The organism is Paraburkholderia sp. Cpub6, from assembly GCF_014201065.1.
GTDB lineage: Bacteria > Pseudomonadota > Gammaproteobacteria > Burkholderiales > Burkholderiaceae > Paraburkholderia > Paraburkholderia tuberum.
Window position 1 is genome coordinate 1 of sequence record NZ_JACHDM010000039.1, and the last position, 17,289, is coordinate 17,289.

The window sequence follows — 17,289 nt, forward strand, 5'->3', positions numbered from 1 at the left end:
GCCGTCGTCCTCGCGCATCTCGCCTCTCCCTAAGCCCCTTAAAGCTTAGACCATGGCGTCGATTTATGTTCGCTTATTTATGCACTAGTTAGTAAGTCCACCGATCCGGCACCTCAAGCGTTATAACCCGGATTGAACGAGGAAGGCGAAACAGGATGAAGCAGCAGACGCTGGCGATGGCAGCCGATCAAGGAGCGGGTTTCGAGACGCACCGCAAACGCACGCGGCGCGACGAGTTTCTCGACACGATGAATGCGATCGTGCCATGGCCGCAGTTATGCGCGGTGATCGAGCCGCATTATCCGAAGCGCGGCAATGGCCGCCCGCCAATTGGTCTGGAGCGCATGCTGCGGATCCACTTCGTGCAACACTACTCGATTCGATAGATAGCAGCGCGCTCTGCGTTATGTGCCAGATGGCGCATTTCGCAGGGTCAGCGGCTATTGAGGCTTCTCACGAAGCAACAGAAGATCCGGGGATGGATCTTGCGCATCGTCATGGCGACGGAGAGCGTCGGCCGCTCGTCGCATCGCGCTTGCCAGTCACGACATACCACGCTCGGCAACCGTTTTTCCACAGCGCGCCCACTCGCCGATAGATCGCGCGGCTCACACGCTTCGACGCTTCAAGCGTCCCCTTGGTGGCCTGCGGCGGGTGATCTTCGAGCCAGCGCAGCCGTGCTTCGATATCGCGTTCACGGTCCGCGTAGAGTGCAATCGGGAAGGGATGGCCAAGCCTCGCGTCGTAAAGCGCGCGAGCGGCATCGACGATGTCGCGGTTCTCCTCGCGCTGGGAGAAGTACGCGATGTGCACGAATGGCACGCTGCGCGCACAGACGATTCGCAACCGGTTCCGCGCACAGTAGACATGCATCATGTGCTCGTCATCGAGCCCACCGTCGTCGATCATGTCCCATAACCGCTTGCGAAAAAGAATGCAGCCGATCGAATAGCGCGATTCTGACGGCACTTCGCAAGGTTCGAGGTCCCGCGTGGCAGCGATGAAAGCATCAGGCTGAAGCGTGGTCCGTTCATGCAGCCAGCGCGCGATGTGCGGATAGCCCCATATCGTGCCATTGGTGCCGATCTCGATCTGCTCCGCAGGGATGATTCGCATCGGAAAGCGCTGGTCCCCGTCGGCTCCGACGAAATGGGGATGCGCCTGGCTCGTGAAGTACTCGCGCTCCAGGTTCATCACACGCATCACCTCAGGGAAGCCCCAGTTGTTGTTGTTGATCAGCGGGGTGACGTAGGCAAGCTCGTTCGCGCTTTCATTTTCCGCCGCGTCGTACGTGGCGAGCATCTTGTCGAGCCACTCGCCGGCGATCGGGAACGCGTCGTCGTCCACCTTGCAGATCAAGTCGATTTCGGCGAGCGCCGGTTGCGAGAGTAGTTTTTTGATCGTGCGATAGGGTGGGCCAGGCGGAATGTCGTCGACGACCCGAACGATGCCCGGAAAAAGTCTTGCGTAGCGCCGCGCGACGGCAAGCGTGCGTTCCGCGTCATAGCCGCCCCGGCAGTTCTGAAGCAGGATGAACTCGACGCCTGTTGGCCGGTACGCCATGTGACTGGCGAGGGTGAGTTCGAGCGCTGCGTAGTCGCGACAGAGCAGGACCAGAATGGCGACTCGCCTCGATGCCACGTTAGAACCGGATGCAGTCATGCTACTCCTTCGTAGGTAGCGACGAGCACATTGCCCAAGGAACATACATGCGAATATCGGAAGGCACCGAACCTGGCATCACGTGCATCACGAATATGCCAACACCAACGGTGCCGATGCTAATAACCGTGCCTCCGGTCGCAGCACCGATCGCGACTACTCAAGAGACAGGACGGAACACACCGGTTCATCATAGTACAAGCGAAGATGAAGTGAAGCCGTATTCCATAGCGCGTCGCTGTTCTAAGCCAATCAACTGCGGGGAGGACGTTTTATGAATTATCGGACATTTCAGTGCGCTAAAATCCGCCAAACCATCATGGCAGATGGCAGCAAACGCCGACTGCCGCCCGGAAAGCGTCGCCATGTGCCACCTCAACCGTTCCCGACCGCCTCCTACCCGTGATGCTACCCACGCTTCGGGCCGGCGACCCCTCCTGCAATCCGGATAGCAGACGCAACCCGATGTCAAAGGGCAAAAATCGATCTTCTCTACCCCAGACGATCAGTGTCGGCGCCTTGATCTCCGACAGTCGCAGTTGGTAGTCTGTGAACTGCCTGGGGTTTGCTGCCATACTCGCCACCCAGTTTTCGACGTGGTGCTTGTTGGCTTGCAAGTTATTGACACGCTGTTGCAGCAGGTCATCTGTCAGTGCCGAAGGATCATAAACAAACACATTCATCATGCGTTTGACGTTTTCCAGCGTGGGCTCTCGATAAACGAAATTCAGTAGCTTGATCCCTTCTGTCGGCTGGGGAACGAACGTGCTGGTCCCACCGGTATCGGTTGGAAAAATTATCTTTTCAATCTGATTTTTAAGGAGTGCAGTCAAATCTGCGACGCTGTTATTCGTACATCGAAATATTTCTTCCATTTTCATGGCAGCCACAAAGTGAGCTAAGACGATAGGCTCGTCGAACTCGATGTCAGGGCACTGTGAATAAAGGACCCGAGCGCGAAGGAACGCGCTGCTGTCAACTATTAAAAAAGATTCGCGATGTCGTGAAGCGCTCGCGGCAATGCCTGCGTCGACGACATCGAATTGCGATGTGTCCGCAGGACGCGCGCAGCGGCGCGATACTGCGAATCACTGCGCGCAATAAGGGCAGAGTGGTTACTCTTGCGAAAAAGGTACCGTATTCCTAACGAATTTAGCAGTCAGAGGCCATAGGCATGAACCACGTGGTCGCTACCAGCGACGAAGACTTGCCCGTTCACGACCATCGGCGACGCGAAGTTACCCTCGCCGGTTTGAACTGGCGTGTATTGGCGGTGGAAGAGTATGGTCCCGTCCGCTGCATCCAATGCGTAAAAGTCGTTGCCCAAACCGTCTGCGTAATACACCACACCATTTGCGGCGACGGGCGGGATAGCCGGGTTGAACGAGGATCTGTTCAAGCCGACTTGCGCCTGCCACACGGGTTTGGGGTTCACAGTACAGTTGCTGTCGATCGACAGTGCAATGACCCCGTGTTTGTATAAGTTGTTGCTCCCCGAACCGCCAGGGGACACGACGTAAAGCCGATTTAGCACCGGGTCGAATACAGGAAGGCCTATGTTGCTGCCCTCGACTGAACTGAGGGAAATCGTCAACTTTTCAATGGGGCCCTGCTGCTGAATAGTGGCTCGGTTATAAATGAAGAGGTTGCCGGACTTGTTGTAGGCCGCGAGCATCGTCGGGCAGGTGGGACGCTGGAAGAGCAATGCTGTAGCGCCGAAGTCGGAGTCCGTGCTGGGCGGAGAAAGCGGCGAGTTCGACGCGGCTACCGCCAGGGTCGGCGTGAGCTTCACGACGTGCTCCGCGAACGCGGCATTTTCCGGATTGGCGAATGCGTTGCCCGTGAGTGCATAGACGACCGTCCCATCAGGCGGAATCGATACGCCTCCCGCACCCCATATACCGCCCCCGTCTGGCCCGCTTGCGCCGTCTGGGTACCAGCGTTGCAGAATCGCAGCTGGGTTGGTGGTGGACGCGCGGACGACCTGTCCATGGTACGGCTCCGTATCGCAGGGGTCGCCGGCTGTCGCCACGTATATCGACGAACTATCGGGACTGAGCGTCAAGCCGCCATAGACCATCGTTCTTGGAGAAGCGTTGGCTGCGTCTAGAAGTGGCAGGTTGAAGCCCGGGAGATCCACGCCGGTCTGGAGGTCGTACGCATGCAGGTAGCCTCGCCCGCTCACAACGAAAATCCGGTTGTTGGCATGGTCGATGACGGGCGTGCCCTGCACCCCGATCTTGCCTTGGAACAGCCCGGTGCAGTTCGACGTCAAGATAGCTTGAGGGATAGGGGCGCTTTGCCAAATGACCTCCCCTGTCGCGGCATTCAGTGCCCATGTAGTGTTCCCCTCTGTCGCAACATAGACGATATCGGTTGGCACCCCTTTGATTGTCACCCCGGTAGCCAGTACCGGCTGAGTCAGGATGGCACCGTCCAAGATAGGTGACTTCCAGTGCTCTTTCAACGTCCTCTCCGTCACGTTGGTCTCGGTGAGCACCGTCTCGACTGAGTTATACCCAGTCCGCTGCCTGTTCATGCCATACGTCGGCCAGTCGGTCGTCGTAAAGGTTGGCGCGGCGACGGCCCCTGGTGTCCGGCTCAATGTAGCTTTAGTCGCTGCTTCGGGAGCTTGGTACGGCGTATCCACCGCCGGCCCGGTATCGTCGCGGAATTTATCCGGATTGATCTTGTCTCCGCCGTTCTGTTTGTCTACGTCCGATCCATCGAGGGCGAAGGCTGGCGGCACTTTCGGTCCGACGCCAGACGGGTGCGTGCCATGAGGGAATGGGTTCAGTGCGTTTGACGACGCCTGAGCGGCTATTGCAAGACCCGGCGCGGATGCCGCAGCCGGTGCCGCGTTCGAACTTTGCGCTTGTGCGCCCGAGGCCGCCATGCCGGCGAGGATCAAAGCTGCAACGAGTCGAGAAGCGTCGATAACGTTGTGTGCGTTATTCATGTAGCCACCTCTTGGAAATATTGCTAGCAAAACGTGAGGTTAATCCTAGGCCATCAAAAATCGAGCGCAAGAAATGTCCGCTAGGGACTACGATCTGGCGGACAAAGAATTATACCGCCGCCGCCACGGCTAGAGCGGTTGCGTGCAACATCTCCCGGCGCGTCCACGCGGGGTCATGTCACCACCCTTGCAGTGCCGTCCTGATGCATCGAAACGTCAGGCATTGCAACGGACCCATGCGCGACGCCGATCGGAACAAAATACCGTTGCGGGCACTCGACAATAAAAAGAGTGCAGCTTTTCATTCCGAGTGCGACACGACTCGCTGGCCTTCTCATCGCAACCTCGCGTCTTGCTCATACCTAAACGATAGTGAGGCTTTCTTTCATATTGGCTTCGAAGATCGAGTTTGGCGCATATTCGCGAATGGCGAATGCTCAGGAAATGTAAGTAGGCGTGTTGCGAACGCTGTCTCGACGGAAAGCATGTCAGGCGGGATCGACTCCGCTCAACGCGGGACGCGGGGAATCACTTCGAAGCACTCCTATCAGCGGAATTTTCCGCGAATTGCTCTAGGACAATATTTTTCCGCCCCGTTTTGGCCTCACTATGGAGATCGAGCAAGACGACGCGACTCCATATGGAGCCAGCGCCCGCCACAACGGAGGAGCAGCGGTGATCGAGCAGTGGCGCGAGGCCGTGCGCGCGGTGCACGGCGTGGAATCGAAATACAAGCGGCTGGTCAAGGCGATTGCCGGCGACATCGAGAACACGTCGCTGCCGCCGGGCGCGCGCCTGCCGCCGCAGCGCGACGTCGCCGCCGAACTCGCGATCAGCGTGCAAACCGTGACCAACGCGTACAAGGAACTGGAGCGGCAAGGCCTGATCCGCTGCCAGGTCGGGCGCGGCAGCTTCGTCGCGGCTCGCGTCACCGAAACGATGTCGAGCTACATGCTCGATACGGCCGAGCGTTCGGTGGTCGACTTTTCGATCGCGCGCATCATTCACACGTCCGAGCATGACGCGATGTGGCGCAAGGTCTGCGCGACGCTGTCGACGCTCGACGATCAGCCGTGGATTCGCGCGTTCCGGCCGATCGCGGGCTTCGAGCATCATCGCCAGGCGGGTATTGCATGGCTCGCGTCGCTCGGCATGCCGGCTTCGGCCGATACGCTGCTCGTCACGAACGGGGCCGCCCACGGCATTTTTCTCGCGCTCGCTTCGCTGGTGGGGCCGGGCGACACCGTGCTGTGCGAAAGCCTGACGGATCACGGCGTGATAGGTTCGGCCAACGTGCTCGGCTTCACGCTGAAGGGCCTCGAGATCGACGAGTACGGCATTCACCCCGAGCATTTCGAGGAGATGTGCGACAGCGAGCGCATCTCGGCGCTCGTCTGCACACCGACGCTGAACAATCCGACCGTCGCGTTGATGCCCGATTCGCGGCGTCGCGCGATTGCGAAAATCGCCGAACGCTATGGCGTATACGTGATCGAGGACGACGTGTACGGGCCGTTGCCGGCCAAACATTCCACGCCCATTTCGAGCCTGATTCCGGATCTTTCGTTCTACTGCACGAGTTTTACGAAGTCGGTGATGGCCGGGTTGCGCATCGGTTATATGACGACGCCGCGCCGGCTCGCGCTGCGCGCCGAGAGCGTGCTGCGCGTGAGCAGTTGGATGGCGACGCCGCCGATGGCCGAGATCGCCACGCGCTGGGTCGTCGACGGCACGGCCGCGCGGCTCGTCGAAATTCAGCGCGAGCGGCTCGGGCGGCGTCAATCGCAATTGCAGCAGACGCTCGGTAAATATGTCCTGGGCGCGCATCCGCAGGCGCTATCGGCGTGGCTGCGGGTGCCCGATCACTGGCGCACCGATCGGCTGGTGCGCGAACTGCGCAACCGCGACATCGCAGTCACGTCGCCCGATCCGTTTCTCGTGCGCGGCGCCGACCGGCCCAACGCGGTGCGGGTTTGCGTCGGCGCCGAGGTCAGCGAAGACGCCTATAAAGCCGCGCTCGAAACGATGCGCGACGTGTTCGAGCAGTACCCGCAGGTGCACGATTTCACCTGATCGCGCCGGTGCGCGAATTGCGTAACGCTGACCGAAATGAACTAGGACAATAAAAATCCTTTTTTAGAACACTAGACTGGGCTGCATGGAAAGCGATGCGGTCGCGAGTCACTGCGTTTATCTGCAATAGCCGTGCCCGCATCGAATAGCGAATCGACCTCTTTGATGCAGGGCCTGGTGCATGTCCGTTCCATCGTTAGCCAATCTTTCGTTAGCCGACATTTACCGCGCGCGCAGCCGTATCGACGCTCGCGTATGCCGAACGCCGCTCGTCGAATCGCTGAGCCTGTCGGCGCACGCGGGCACGCCGGTTTATCTGAAGCTCGAAACCGTGCAGCCGACCGGCAGCTTCAAGCTGCGCGGCGCGACCAATGCGCTCGCGCAGTTGGCCGAGCAGGGCTGCACTCGCGTGGTGACCGCATCGACCGGCAATCATGGCCGCGCGCTCGCGCATGCGGCGCGCGCGCTCGGTATGGACGCGACCGTGTGTCTGTCGCGCCTCGTGCCCGCCAACAAGGTCGACGCGGTACGGGCGCTCGGCGCGCACGTGCGCATTACCGGCCAAAGTCAGGACGAGGCCGAGCACGAAGCATTGCGGCTCGCGCGCGAAGAAGGCTATGCGTACGTGCCGCCATTCGACGATCCGCGCGTGATCGCCGGACAGGGCACGATCGGACTCGAAATCGTCGAGGCCTTGCCCGATGTCGCGAACATCGTCGTGCCGTTGTCGGGCGGCGGGCTGTTTGCCGGCGTCGCGCTCGCGGCGAAAAGCACCAATCCCACGATTGGCTTGACAGGCGTCACGATGGCGCGCGGCGCCGCGATGCATGCGAGTCTCGCCGCCGGTCAGCCGGTGCTGGTCGAGGAAGTCGACACGCTCGCCGATTCGCTCGGCGGTGGCATCGGACTCGAAAACCGCTATACGTATGCGCTGACGCGCGATCTGATCGACGAGACCGTGCTGCTCGACGAGGCGTCGATCGCGCGCGGCATCGCGCATGCGTATCGGCAGGAACGGCTCGTCGTCGAAGGCGCGGCGGCGGTGGGGATTGCCGCGGTGCTCGATCACGCGCTGCCCGCTGAACGCATCGCGCGTGGGCCGCTCGTGCTCGTCGTGACGGGCGCGAACATCGATATGAATCTGCATCGGCGGATCATCGGCACCGGAACCTCGGAAGCCGCGCCGTCACCGAACTCACACACCGCATCATGACCTCGATCACGCTCCTTGGCGAAGCCGAGCTTCGCAAACTCGTGCCGCTCGATCTCGCGGCCATCGATCAGATCGAAGCCGCCTTTGTCGCGCTCGCGACCGAGGCGGTCGCGATGCCGCCTATCCTGCGGCTCGATCTGCCCGCGCACAACGGCGAAGTCGACGTGAAGACCGCGTGGCTGCCGCGCCTCGACAGCTTCGCGATCAAGGTCAGTCCAGGCTTCTTCGACAACCCGTCGCTCGGTCTGCCGAGCCTGAATGGTCTGATGCTGGTGTTGTCGGCGAAGACCGGGCTGACCGAAGCGGTGCTGCTCGACAACGGCTATCTGACCGCGATACGCACGGCGGCCGCCGGCGCGGTCGCGGCGCGCTGGCTCGCGAAAGCGCACACGCCGCAGGTCGCGGTGATCGGCGCGGGCGAGCAGGCGCATCTGCAACTGCGCGCCTTGATGTTGGTGCGCCGCGTCGAACACGTACGCGTCTGGGCGCGCGACGCGGCGAGCGCGCTGCGTTTCTCCGCGGAAGTGAACGACACGCCCGGCGTGCGATGCGATGTCGCGGCCAGCGTTCGTGACGCGCTCGCCGAAGCGGACGTCGCGATTACCACCACGCCGAGCCGCACGCCGCTGATCGAAGCCGCCGATCTGCATCCGGGCCTGCACATCACCGCGATGGGTTCCGACGCCGAGCACAAGAACGAAATCGCGCCGGCCGCGCTGGCGGCGGCGCGCTACGTGTGCGACCGCGCGCAGCAAACGCGCGTGCTCGGCGAACTGCATCACGCGCTCGCCGCGGGCACGATGCGTGACGATGCGGCGATCGTCGAATTGGGCCAGGTGATCGCGAAACAGGCCGCGGGCCGCACGAGCGACGCCGACGTGACGATCTGCGATCTGACCGGAACCGGCGCGCAGGACACCGCTATCGCCGCGCTCGCATTGCAGCGCGCGCGCGCCGCGAAGGCGGGAACCACATTTGGCAACGACGCGCCGCTTAAATGACACGCGATGAACGGCAATACGCCGCGCAAGCGGCTCACGAAGGAGTAGCACAGATGCGGGCATCCCCGATTCAACCGACGGTCGATTTCAACGCCGACGGCGAACAGCATGGTTTCCTGAAGCTGCCTCATTCGCACGACGTCTCCGCATGGGGCGCGGAGATGATCCCCATCACCGTGATCCGCAACGGCGAGGGACAGACCGCGCTGCTAACGGGCGGCAATCACGGTGACGAATACGAAGGGCCGATTGCGCTGTCGAAGCTCGCCGCCACGTTGAAGGCGAGTGACGTACGCGGGCGCGTGATCATCGTGCCGTTCATGAATTTTCCGGCGTTTCGCGCGGGCACGCGCACGTCGCCGATCGATCGCGGCAATCTGAATCGCAGCTTTCCGGGCAAGCCGGACGGCACCGTGACCGAGAAGATCGCCGATTATTTTCAGCGCTATCTGCTGCCGCTCGCCGACTATGTGCTCGATCTGCACGCGGGTGGCCGCACGCTCGACTTCGTGCCGTTCGCCGCGATTCACGTGCTGCCCGACGCGACGCAGCAGGCGCGCTGCGAGGCAGCGATGCGCGCATTCGGCGCGCCGTACTCGATGCGGATGCTCGAACTCGATAGCGTCGGCCTTTACGACACGGCCGTCGAGGAAGCGGGCAAGGTGTTCGTGTCGACCGAACTCGGGGGTGGCGGCACGGCGACCGTGCACAGCGTGACGATTACGGAGCGTGGTGTGCGCGGCTTTCTGCAACATGCGGGAATCATCAGGCAAGACGAAGCAATGGGTCACTCAAGGGCGAGCGCGCCGCGCACGACGACGCTGCTCGATATGCCCGACAGCACCTGCTACACGACGAGCGAGCACGACGGCCTGCTCGAACTGTGCAAGGACCTCGGCGACATGGTCGACGGCGGCGAGGTGATCGCGCGGATTTACGACGCGAAGCGCACCGGCGCCGCGCCGATCGAATATTGCGCGCGACGCGGCGGCATGCTGGCCGCGCGGCATTTTCCGGGGCTCGTGCAGAGCGGCGACACGGTTGCGGTGGTCGCCGACGTGCTCGAACGAGGCATACCGGTAACGGTCTGAACGCGCGATGAAATTCGACCGCTACGATCTCGCGATTTTGCGCATTCTCGCGAGCGATGGACGCATCACGAAGTCGCGCCTCGCCGAAGAAATCAATCTGTCGATTTCGCCGGCATGGGAGCGCGTGAAGCGCCTCGAAGAAGAGGGCGTGATTCGCGGGTATCGCGCGGATATCGATTGGGTGCGCGCGTTCAAAGGCAGCCGCGTGGTGGTCGAGGTCACGCTCGCGCGTCATACGGCGCCGGACATGAGGCGCTTCGAGGAGCGCATCGTGGCCGCGCCCGAAGTCGTGCAATGCCTCGCGACGGGTGGCGGTGTCGACTATGTGATGCAGGTGCTGTCGCGCGATATCGACCACTATCAGCGCTTCATCGATACGTTGCTCACCGACGAATTGGGCATCGAAAAGTACTTCTCCTATATCGTCACGAAGGTGGTGAAAAGCGGGGCCGAAGGCTTGCCCGAATGGGCGGAACAATCGTTTGGCGAGAACGGCTGAGTGGCGCGCTACTTGCGGTCGACGTACGACGAAAAGCCCCACCCGAAAAAACGATAACCATGTGGCGAATTGCAGAAAAAACGTAGCCTTCGACAAGCGACAACAAAAAAAACCGCAGTGCCGCCGGACCTACAGTGATAGCAGACATCGCACACAGGAGGTCGTCATGTTGCTGGGTCATCCGGTCTTATTCAAATCGCTGTGCTACGTGGATGGACGCTGGGTTCATAGCGCGAGCGCCGCGAGCGTCGCGGTGCAGAATCCCGCGAATCAGGAAGTGCTCGGCCATGTGCCGATGCTCGACGCGGCGCAGATCACCGCCGCGGTCGATGCCGCGCAGCGCGCGTTCGACACGTGGCGCTGGGTGCCGGTCGCCAAACGTTCGGCGTTGCTGTTGCGCTGGCATGAACTGATTCTGCGTCATCAGCAGGATCTCGCCGCGATTCTGTCGCTCGAACAGGGCAAGCCGCTTGCTGAAGCGCGCGGCGAAATTGCGTATGGCGCGAGCTTCGTCGAATGGTTCGCGCATGAGGTGCGGCGCCTGAATGGGCGCACGATTCCGACGCATATCGATGGCGCTCATCTGGGCACGATCATCGAGCCGGTCGGCGTGGCCGCGCTGATCACGCCATGGAATTTCCCGTGCGCGATGCTCACCCGCAAGGCCGCCGCCGCGCTCGCCGCCGGTTGCACGGTGGTCGCGAAGCCCGCACACGAGACGCCGTTCTCCGCGCTCGCGCTCGCGCAACTCGCCGAAGAAGCGGGCTTTCCGGCCGGCGTGTTCAACGTCGTGCTCGGCGAGCCGCAAATGGCGATGGAAACGCTGGTTTCAGATAGCCGCGTGCGCTCGGTCAGCTTCACCGGCTCGACGCGTGTCGGCGCGCTAGTGATGCAAACGGCCGCACGGGCAGGCATCAAGAAGACCGCACTCGAACTGGGCGGCAACGCGCCTTTCATCGTGACCGAAGATGCGGACCTCGAACACGCCGTGCGCGTCGCGGTCGCGGCGAAGTTCCAGACCTCGGGCCAGGACTGCTGCGCGGCGAACCGGATCTTCGTCGCGCGTTCGTTGTATGAAGCGTTCGTCGCGCGATATAGCGATGCCGTGAAGGCGTTGAAAGTGGGCGGCGCATTCGACCCGAACGTGGACGTCGGCCCGCTGATGCACCAGGCCGCGTTCGACACGACCGTGCTGCGCGTCGCCGACGCGCGTGAGAAGGGTGCGCGCGTCACGGTAGGCGGCGCGGCGCACGAGCGCGGCGGCTGGTTCTTCGAGCCGACCGTGGTCGCCGATGCGGCGCCCGGCATGCGCATTTACGACGAAGAAAATTTCGCGCCGATCTCCGCGGTCACGCCGTTCGATTCGCTCGACGAAGTGGTCGAACGCGCAAACGACACCGAGTATGGACTCGCCGCCTACGTGTGCGCGAAAGATCTGAACACCGTGTTTCAACTGATCCGCCGACTCGACTTCGCGATGGTGTCCATCAACGGCGCGAAATTCACCGGCGCACCGATTCCGTTCGGCGGCATCAAGTCGTCGGGGCTTGGACGCGAAGGCGGCGTCGAAGGCTTCGAGCCGTTCGTCGAGACACGTTATTTCTGCCTTGGCCAGCTTGGCTTGCCGGTCAGCGACAGCGTCCCCGCTCGTGCCGCTGCACATGCGATGGCGACGGACGCAACGGCTTGAACCTACCGATTCATTCATCCAGACATCACACGAAGGAGCGACCCATGACTCAATTCGATCAACTGCTGAGCGCCGATCGCGCGCACTTCATGCATCCGTCGACGCACGCGCACGATCACGCGAGCGGCGCGCTGCCGGGCCGGATCGTGACCGGCGCGAAAGGCATCCGTATCGAAGACCATCAAGGCAGGTCTTTTATCGATGCATTTGCCGGTCTTTACTGCGTGAACATCGGCTATGGCCGCACCGAAGTGGCCGAAGCGATTTACGAGCAGGCAAAGAAGCTCGCGTATTACCACACGTATGTCGGCCATTCCACCGATACGATCATCGAGCTGTCGTCGCGCATCATCGACTGGTCGCCGCAGGGTATGAAGAAGGTGTACTACGGCATGTCCGGTTCGGACGCGAACGAAACGCAGATCAAGCTCGTCTGGTACTACAACAATGTGAAGGGCCGCCCGAACAAGAAGAAGATCATTTCGCGCGAGCGCGGCTATCACGGCTCGGGCATCGTCACCGGCAGTCTCACGGGATTGCCGAGCTTCCACCAGTTCTTCGATCTGCCGATCGAGCGCGTCAAGCATACCGTGTGCCCGCACTGGTATCGTCGCGCGCCGGCCGGCATGAACGAAACGCAGTTCGTCGCGTACTGTGTCGACGAACTCGAAAAACTGATCGCGCGCGAAGGCGCCGATACGATCGCGGCCTTCATCGGCGAACCGGTGATGGGCACGGGCGGCATCGTACCGCCGCCGGCCGGTTACTGGCCCGCGATCCAGCAGGTGCTGAAGAAGCACGACATCCTGTTGATCTGCGACGAAGTGGTGTGCGGTTTCGGCCGGCTCGGCTCGAAGATGGGTGCGCAGCACTACGGCATTCAACCCGATCTGATCACTGTCGCGAAGGGTTTGACGAGTGCTTACGCGCCGCTGTCCGGCGTGATCGTCAGCGAAGGCGTCTGGGACGTGATCGATAAGGCATCGCAGGAATCGGGTGCGTTGGGGCATGGCTGGACCTATTCGGGCCATCCGATCTGCGCGGCGGCGGCGCTCGCCAACCTCGATATTCTCGAACGCGAGAACCTCACGCAGAATGCGGCGCAAACCGGCGCTTATCTGCTGGAGCAATTGCAGGCGGCGTTCGACTCGCATCCGCTCGTTGGCGAAGTGCGCGGCGTGGGCATGCTGGCCGCGCTGGAGTTCATGGCCGACAAGGATGTCCGCACGCCGTTCGATGCGGCGCTGAAGGTCGGGCCGCGTGTGTCGGCTGCCGCGATGCAGCGCGGACTGATCGCGCGGGCGATGCCCCACGGCGACATTCTCGGCTTCGCGCCGCCGCTGGTGACGTCGCGCGGCGACGTGGACGAGATCGTGAAGCTGACGCGCGAGGCGGTGGATGAGGTGGCGTCGCAGGTTTTTGCGCCGGCTGCTTCGCTTTGATCACGTGAGGTGAAGGAGAGCCTCGGCCGCTGTCATGTCATGCGGTCGGGGTTTTTATTTACTTCGTGCGGTAGTGCCGCCATAGCTTCATGATGGCCACATAGGCAAGCTCTGCCACGATCAATTCAATAGTCACCCACACTACGAAATATAGAATCCGAAGCACGCCACCATGCGAGCGCCTCGCTTTCCGTCCACGGATAGGTGTATGGGTGGACATAATGGATCGACAGAACGAAAAGGCCGAAAAATAGCGCGACCTGAGATCGCAAGAACAGCTACTTTGGCGCTGAAAGATTCAGTCGCGCGGCCAGATCCGGATGCGCTTCGCCTAGACATCGAAGTGCCAGCGCTCCAAGCTTGCGGGCCGATTCGTCATCCAATGGAGTTTCCGGTGCTTCCGGAATATCGAGGAACATCGCCCGATCCAGGGTTGATTGAATAGCACGACGCGACACGTTGCTCATTTTGAGCGTATTCGTGTCGTCGTCGTAGATAAAGACGACAGCAAGGTCTCGGACCATCAATAGCCTCTGCACTGGTTGTATGTTTCAAAAGCACGTTGCTCGCACGCAAAGCGAGTTCTCAAATCGCCGCCGTATGTTTTTGACAGCATCTTGCACGCGATCACATTGCGCTCATATTCCATCTCGCACTCGATCTCTTGTCGTTCGCTCACACCGCGTGCACCAAGGATCGTCACATCTCCGCCTGTCGAAGTGTCAGAATACTCGAACGACTGGGCATTGCCCAGATTCTGCGGTATGGGCGGGCTGCTGCCATATTGCGAGCGTGCCATGCTAACGTCGTCCGCTTGTTGCGCGCGCCCGCGACAATCGCACGCCCATGCGTAACCCAGGGCTTTGGCCATTGCGTAACCGGTCGAATACGACCGAAGCCGATCCTGCGGAAACCATCGGGGTAGCAAGCCGGACTCAGAGATCAACGAAACGCGGCAACAGGTTCTGATCGGCGAGGCGGATTTCGATATCGTTTGCCGCCTTGACATGCTCCCGGTTGTTCACGTCAAAGACTTCATCCGTCACGCTGACGATGATCGTGCCTTGTTGTCCTCCGTCGCGCACGACCTGAATCAGGGCGCGCGCTTCTGGCACCTGGGCCAGCGTGAGAACGTGCGGCAGGTAGAGCATCCAGCTTACGCCTGGGCGGTCGTCGAAAACAGCTTCAGTAGCGTACTTACGCGGTCCAAACGTCACATAAAGCGACTCATAAATTCCTACCGTTCTCGCTATAACTTCAGCAACGGATTTGTAATCGCCCAATCTAGATGAGCGACAATTTTTCTCACTCATCTCCAGATCAATCATTTGGGAAATTTCCCCCCCGCCATCGAACGAAACGTAAGCGGTGGCTCCTTCTTCCTCTGATTCGGTGCCATTCCAAATTCCGATCGATTTTGTCGCGCTCTGACTTACATTTTTGTATTCATTGGACAATGCGAGAATCGCGGCCTTAGATGGCTCATTGTTCTCGTAGACGTTGCACTGCAACGCCTCCACGATCGTATCAGCTTGAATATACCAATTAGCCAAGGTGCTGTCTTTTTGTGAGATTAAATCAACAAGAAGTCGCAGCCGGCGAATGTGAAATTCAAAGGCCGAAGAGGAAACGGCGCCGCTATCACGATGTTGTGCGAATAGATTCATGATTAAATCAAGGTTGATTGACAGACGGCACTCCGGCGATCCGAAGCGTTGAAAGCATATATTGCCTCGTCTTTGGGGTCTGGAAATACCACATTAGCCTTGCCGGAGGATTGGCGCGCACTTTAGCCCCTTGGTCTATTATCTGGTCCGCCATTTTCTTGAAGCCCGCGAAAAACGGCTTTGGCTTATCATTCCCTCCGATAAATTGGTCATAGTTCCCCTTGGCTTCCTGCAAGAGACATTGGGAGGGCTGAAACCCATCGAAGTCTGTGCCGAGCCAACTCCACTCCATGCTCCAGCCCTGGCTGGTCTCCTTGCCATTTCCGTCCGCGACTATCCCATACTCAAACGCTGTTATGCGGGCCTGGTAACGTCGCGGCTTGGGATTCATATTGTGGTTTCGCCGCACTTTTTCACCGCTCTTTTCAGGCGGGCACTTGCACGGTCTTTCTCGTTCGCGGCTCCGGTCACGCGGCAGTTCGCCCCATCCGCCGTCTGCACCCGCGCCAGTGCCGCTGCTGCCCGCAGGACCAGCAGACGGTCCGGTGGTGGGGACCGGAACAGGCATAGGCATTGCCTGCGCCATTGCGTTTGCTGCGCGTGCGAGCGTCGCCGGGAATGGAATACCCATCAGCGTTTCTCCTTCATTTCCTGTTGTCTTTTACCCGTCGCCTGTAGCAGCATTTCGAATTGCTGTTCAGCCGGAACGCCTGATTTGTGCAGCCATGCCGTGACCGCCGGAAGCGAGTAAAACCCCGGCGTGGTGGCTTCCGCATACAGGAAATCGACTATCGGCACGTCACGCGTAAAGCGGAGTACCTTGGTTTGCGCGAAGGCCGCATTAAGCTGGTCGCGCAAGGTCGGATCATTGGCCAGCGCGGGATAGTCTCGCACGATATGACCACGGATAAAGTCCACATAGTTACGGTCTTCGTAGTCTTTCAGAAGCGCCCATTGTCCTTCAGTAAATTCCATTGTCGTTGATGGTGAACCGTCGTCCTTCGTTGAGGTAGTGCCACGCGTCGGCAGACCTGAAAAGCTCGCGCTCGCTCTTACCGTGGCATACCACATTGAGCGCATGCAACACCCTGGGGTCCCAGAAGCGCAGCAGGGCGGATCGTCCGTCCGGTATTCGGATACTCAGGTGTGGGCGCAGCTTTGCGGCCTGCCTTTCCAGGGTCTCTGAGGTGATCAGCCAGATCACGCCAGGGCGGGCCTGTTCGAGTTCGCGCAGCTCCGCAAGATGATCGGGCGTCGTCTTCGGATCAAACAGCCACGGCCCCGCGTGTGCGAGTGCCATGTCGCTCGTGCCCGCGAACAGCGAAACCGTCCTATCGTTTTCGGGCATCAGTTGCTGGCCGGTATGCTGCTGGTACTGGATACCGTCCACCAGCGCCAGCACGTGGCCACTGAAGTGCCGTTCCCCGTTCTTGCGAAGCTGTTCATTGACCGAGGCGGGGATCATCAGCGCTCCAGGGTCATCGCGCCTTGCCCGGCAGCGTGGATCATGCATTCGAGACAGATGGACGACTGCGGAAGCACCGACCGGGGCGTTGCGCCGTCGAGCGATATCGGGCCTTTTTTCTGCACGGCATCAGGGGCGCGTCCGCGACAATCGCATGCCCATGCGTAACCCAGGGCTTCGGCCATCTCGTAACCGGTTGCACAGGACTTCAGACTATCGAACGGAAATCACTCGCCGGTTTCGGCGTTCAGCGCCATTGCCGACGGCATTGTCGGGAAGTTTGAGTAGATTGAATAGGTGATGCGGCAAAGCTGGCACTCTTCCTTGTCCCCGGTTTCATCCTGTTTCCGTTGTTCCATTTGACCTCTGCTGATTGTTCAGAACACAGTCGAGGAATTAACCATCAAAATCACGACAAGGTCAACGGTTTTAAATTGAGATAAAGCCGCTTTGACAGGTTTTCACAATTCCAGTACTTGCCAAGCGCGAAAAAAAAAGCCCGCCTTGCTGGGCGGGCTCGCATGTTC

At 60.5% G+C, this 17,289-nt stretch carries 15 protein-coding genes and 4 pseudogenes; 8 read left to right on the top strand and 11 right to left on the bottom strand.

Going from position 1 to position 17,289, the window contains the following annotated elements; genetic code table 11:
* Window positions 1-155: 155 nt before the first annotated feature.
* Window positions 156-374, top strand: a pseudogene (locus tag HDG33_RS34140) (IS5/IS1182 family transposase); the annotation flags it as partial.
* A 121-nt stretch (window positions 375-495) separates the two neighbouring features.
* On the opposite strand, the gene HDG33_RS34145 reads toward HDG33_RS34140, so the two are convergent.
* The 3 genes and pseudogenes from HDG33_RS34145 to HDG33_RS34155 form a co-directional block, all read right to left on the bottom strand.
* Entirely contained in the window at window positions 496-1,662 is a 1,167-nt protein-coding gene (locus HDG33_RS34145) for a hypothetical protein (RefSeq protein ID WP_184040001.1), read from the bottom strand.
* Window positions 1,663-2,102: 440 nt separating this feature from the next.
* Window positions 2,103-2,444 (bottom strand): annotated as a pseudogene (locus HDG33_RS34150) (alpha/beta fold hydrolase); the annotation flags it as partial.
* A 377-nt stretch (window positions 2,445-2,821) separates the two neighbouring features.
* Window positions 2,822-4,621, bottom strand: coding sequence for a PQQ-binding-like beta-propeller repeat protein (locus HDG33_RS34155; RefSeq protein ID WP_184040004.1), 1,800 nt, complete (start codon window positions 4,619-4,621; stop codon window positions 2,822-2,824).
* A gap of 675 nt (window positions 4,622-5,296) precedes the next feature.
* Here HDG33_RS34155 and HDG33_RS34160 point away from each other — a divergent pair.
* From HDG33_RS34160 to HDG33_RS34190, 7 genes are all read left to right on the top strand, one after another.
* Window positions 5,297-6,694, top strand: coding sequence for a PLP-dependent aminotransferase family protein (locus HDG33_RS34160; protein WP_184040007.1), 1,398 nt, complete (start codon window positions 5,297-5,299; stop codon window positions 6,692-6,694).
* A 181-nt stretch (window positions 6,695-6,875) separates the two neighbouring features.
* Entirely contained in the window at window positions 6,876-7,907 is a 1,032-nt protein-coding gene (gene eutB, locus HDG33_RS34165) for a hydroxyectoine utilization dehydratase EutB (RefSeq protein ID WP_184040009.1), read from the top strand.
* Window positions 7,904-8,908: a cyclodeaminase gene (locus HDG33_RS34170; RefSeq protein ID WP_184040012.1), complete on the top strand. Its 1,005-nt coding sequence runs from the start codon at window positions 7,904-7,906 to the stop codon at window positions 8,906-8,908. The genes eutB and HDG33_RS34170 overlap by 4 nt, the downstream gene beginning before the upstream one ends.
* Window positions 8,909-8,961: 53 nt before the next feature.
* Window positions 8,962-9,999, top strand: a complete 1,038-nt coding sequence (doeB, locus tag HDG33_RS34175) for a N(2)-acetyl-L-2,4-diaminobutanoate deacetylase DoeB (protein WP_184040015.1) — start codon at window positions 8,962-8,964, stop codon at window positions 9,997-9,999.
* Between the two features lie 7 nt (window positions 10,000-10,006).
* A complete protein-coding gene (locus HDG33_RS34180) occupies window positions 10,007-10,498 on the top strand; it encodes an Lrp/AsnC family transcriptional regulator (RefSeq protein WP_184040018.1) in 492 nt (163 codons plus the stop codon).
* Between the two features lie 166 nt (window positions 10,499-10,664).
* Window positions 10,665-12,188: an NAD-dependent succinate-semialdehyde dehydrogenase gene (locus HDG33_RS34185; protein WP_184040021.1), complete on the top strand. Its 1,524-nt coding sequence runs from the start codon at window positions 10,665-10,667 to the stop codon at window positions 12,186-12,188.
* A 44-nt stretch (window positions 12,189-12,232) separates the two neighbouring features.
* Window positions 12,233-13,630 carry an aspartate aminotransferase family protein gene (locus HDG33_RS34190; protein ID WP_184040024.1) on the top strand — a complete coding sequence of 466 codons (1,398 nt, stop codon included), beginning with the start codon at window positions 12,233-12,235 and terminating at the stop codon, window positions 13,628-13,630.
* A 58-nt stretch (window positions 13,631-13,688) separates the two neighbouring features.
* On the opposite strand, the pseudogene HDG33_RS37855 reads toward HDG33_RS34190, so the two are convergent.
* The 8 genes and pseudogenes from HDG33_RS37855 to HDG33_RS34225 form a co-directional block, all read right to left on the bottom strand.
* Window positions 13,689-13,908: pseudogene (locus tag HDG33_RS37855) on the bottom strand (hypothetical protein).
* Window positions 13,909-14,154 (bottom strand): hypothetical protein, encoded by a 246-nt coding sequence (locus HDG33_RS34195; RefSeq protein WP_184040027.1) that lies wholly within the window; start codon window positions 14,152-14,154, stop codon window positions 13,909-13,911.
* Window positions 14,154-14,429 (bottom strand): hypothetical protein, encoded by a 276-nt coding sequence (locus HDG33_RS34200; protein ID WP_184040030.1) that lies wholly within the window; start codon window positions 14,427-14,429, stop codon window positions 14,154-14,156. Before HDG33_RS34200 ends, HDG33_RS34195 begins: the two co-directional genes overlap by 1 nt.
* A 136-nt stretch (window positions 14,430-14,565) precedes the next feature.
* Window positions 14,566-15,297: an immunity 52 family protein gene (locus HDG33_RS34205; protein ID WP_184040034.1), complete on the bottom strand. Its 732-nt coding sequence runs from the start codon at window positions 15,295-15,297 to the stop codon at window positions 14,566-14,568.
* 7 nt (window positions 15,298-15,304) lie between these two features.
* Window positions 15,305-15,928: a restriction endonuclease fold toxin 5 domain-containing protein gene (locus HDG33_RS34210; RefSeq protein ID WP_260330683.1), complete on the bottom strand. Its 624-nt coding sequence runs from the start codon at window positions 15,926-15,928 to the stop codon at window positions 15,305-15,307.
* Entirely contained in the window at window positions 15,928-16,272 is a 345-nt protein-coding gene (locus tag HDG33_RS34215; protein WP_184040037.1) for a hypothetical protein, read from the bottom strand. Before HDG33_RS34215 ends, HDG33_RS34210 begins: the two co-directional genes overlap by 1 nt.
* A complete protein-coding gene (locus HDG33_RS34220; RefSeq protein WP_184040040.1) occupies window positions 16,259-16,762 on the bottom strand; it encodes a DUF4123 domain-containing protein in 504 nt (167 codons plus the stop codon). The genes HDG33_RS34215 and HDG33_RS34220 overlap by 14 nt, the downstream gene beginning before the upstream one ends.
* 134 nt (window positions 16,763-16,896) lie before the next feature.
* Window positions 16,897-17,121 (bottom strand): annotated as a pseudogene (locus HDG33_RS34225) (hypothetical protein); the annotation flags it as partial.
* Between the last annotated feature and the right edge of the window lie 168 nt (window positions 17,122-17,289).

Bases quoted from the DNA above. Each gene is read 5' to 3' on its own strand.
- HDG33_RS34145 (WP_184040001.1), bottom strand. From the start codon at position 1,662: ATGACTGCATCCGGTTCTAACGTGGCATCGAGGCGAGTCGCCATTCTG.
- HDG33_RS34155 (WP_184040004.1), bottom strand. From the start codon at position 4,621: ATGAATAACGCACACAACGTTATCGACGCTTCTCGACTCGTTGCAGCT.
- eutB (WP_184040009.1), top strand. From the start codon at position 6,876: ATGTCCGTTCCATCGTTAGCCAATCTTTCGTTAGCCGACATTTACCGC.
- HDG33_RS34170 (WP_184040012.1), top strand. From the start codon at position 7,904: ATGACCTCGATCACGCTCCTTGGCGAAGCCGAGCTTCGCAAACTCGTG.
- doeB (WP_184040015.1), top strand. From the start codon at position 8,962: ATGCGGGCATCCCCGATTCAACCGACGGTCGATTTCAACGCCGACGGC.
- HDG33_RS34180 (WP_184040018.1), top strand. From the start codon at position 10,007: ATGAAATTCGACCGCTACGATCTCGCGATTTTGCGCATTCTCGCGAGC.
- HDG33_RS34185 (WP_184040021.1), top strand. From the start codon at position 10,665: ATGTTGCTGGGTCATCCGGTCTTATTCAAATCGCTGTGCTACGTGGAT.
- HDG33_RS34190 (WP_184040024.1), top strand. From the start codon at position 12,233: ATGACTCAATTCGATCAACTGCTGAGCGCCGATCGCGCGCACTTCATG.
- HDG33_RS34195 (WP_184040027.1), bottom strand. From the start codon at position 14,154: ATGGTCCGAGACCTTGCTGTCGTCTTTATCTACGACGACGACACGAAT.
- HDG33_RS34200 (WP_184040030.1), bottom strand. From the start codon at position 14,429: ATGGCACGCTCGCAATATGGCAGCAGCCCGCCCATACCGCAGAATCTG.
- HDG33_RS34205 (WP_184040034.1), bottom strand. From the start codon at position 15,297: ATGAATCTATTCGCACAACATCGTGATAGCGGCGCCGTTTCCTCTTCG.
- HDG33_RS34210 (WP_260330683.1), bottom strand. From the start codon at position 15,928: ATGGGTATTCCATTCCCGGCGACGCTCGCACGCGCAGCAAACGCAATG.
- HDG33_RS34215 (WP_184040037.1), bottom strand. From the start codon at position 16,272: ATGGAATTTACTGAAGGACAATGGGCGCTTCTGAAAGACTACGAAGAC.
- HDG33_RS34220 (WP_184040040.1), bottom strand. From the start codon at position 16,762: ATGATCCCCGCCTCGGTCAATGAACAGCTTCGCAAGAACGGGGAACGG.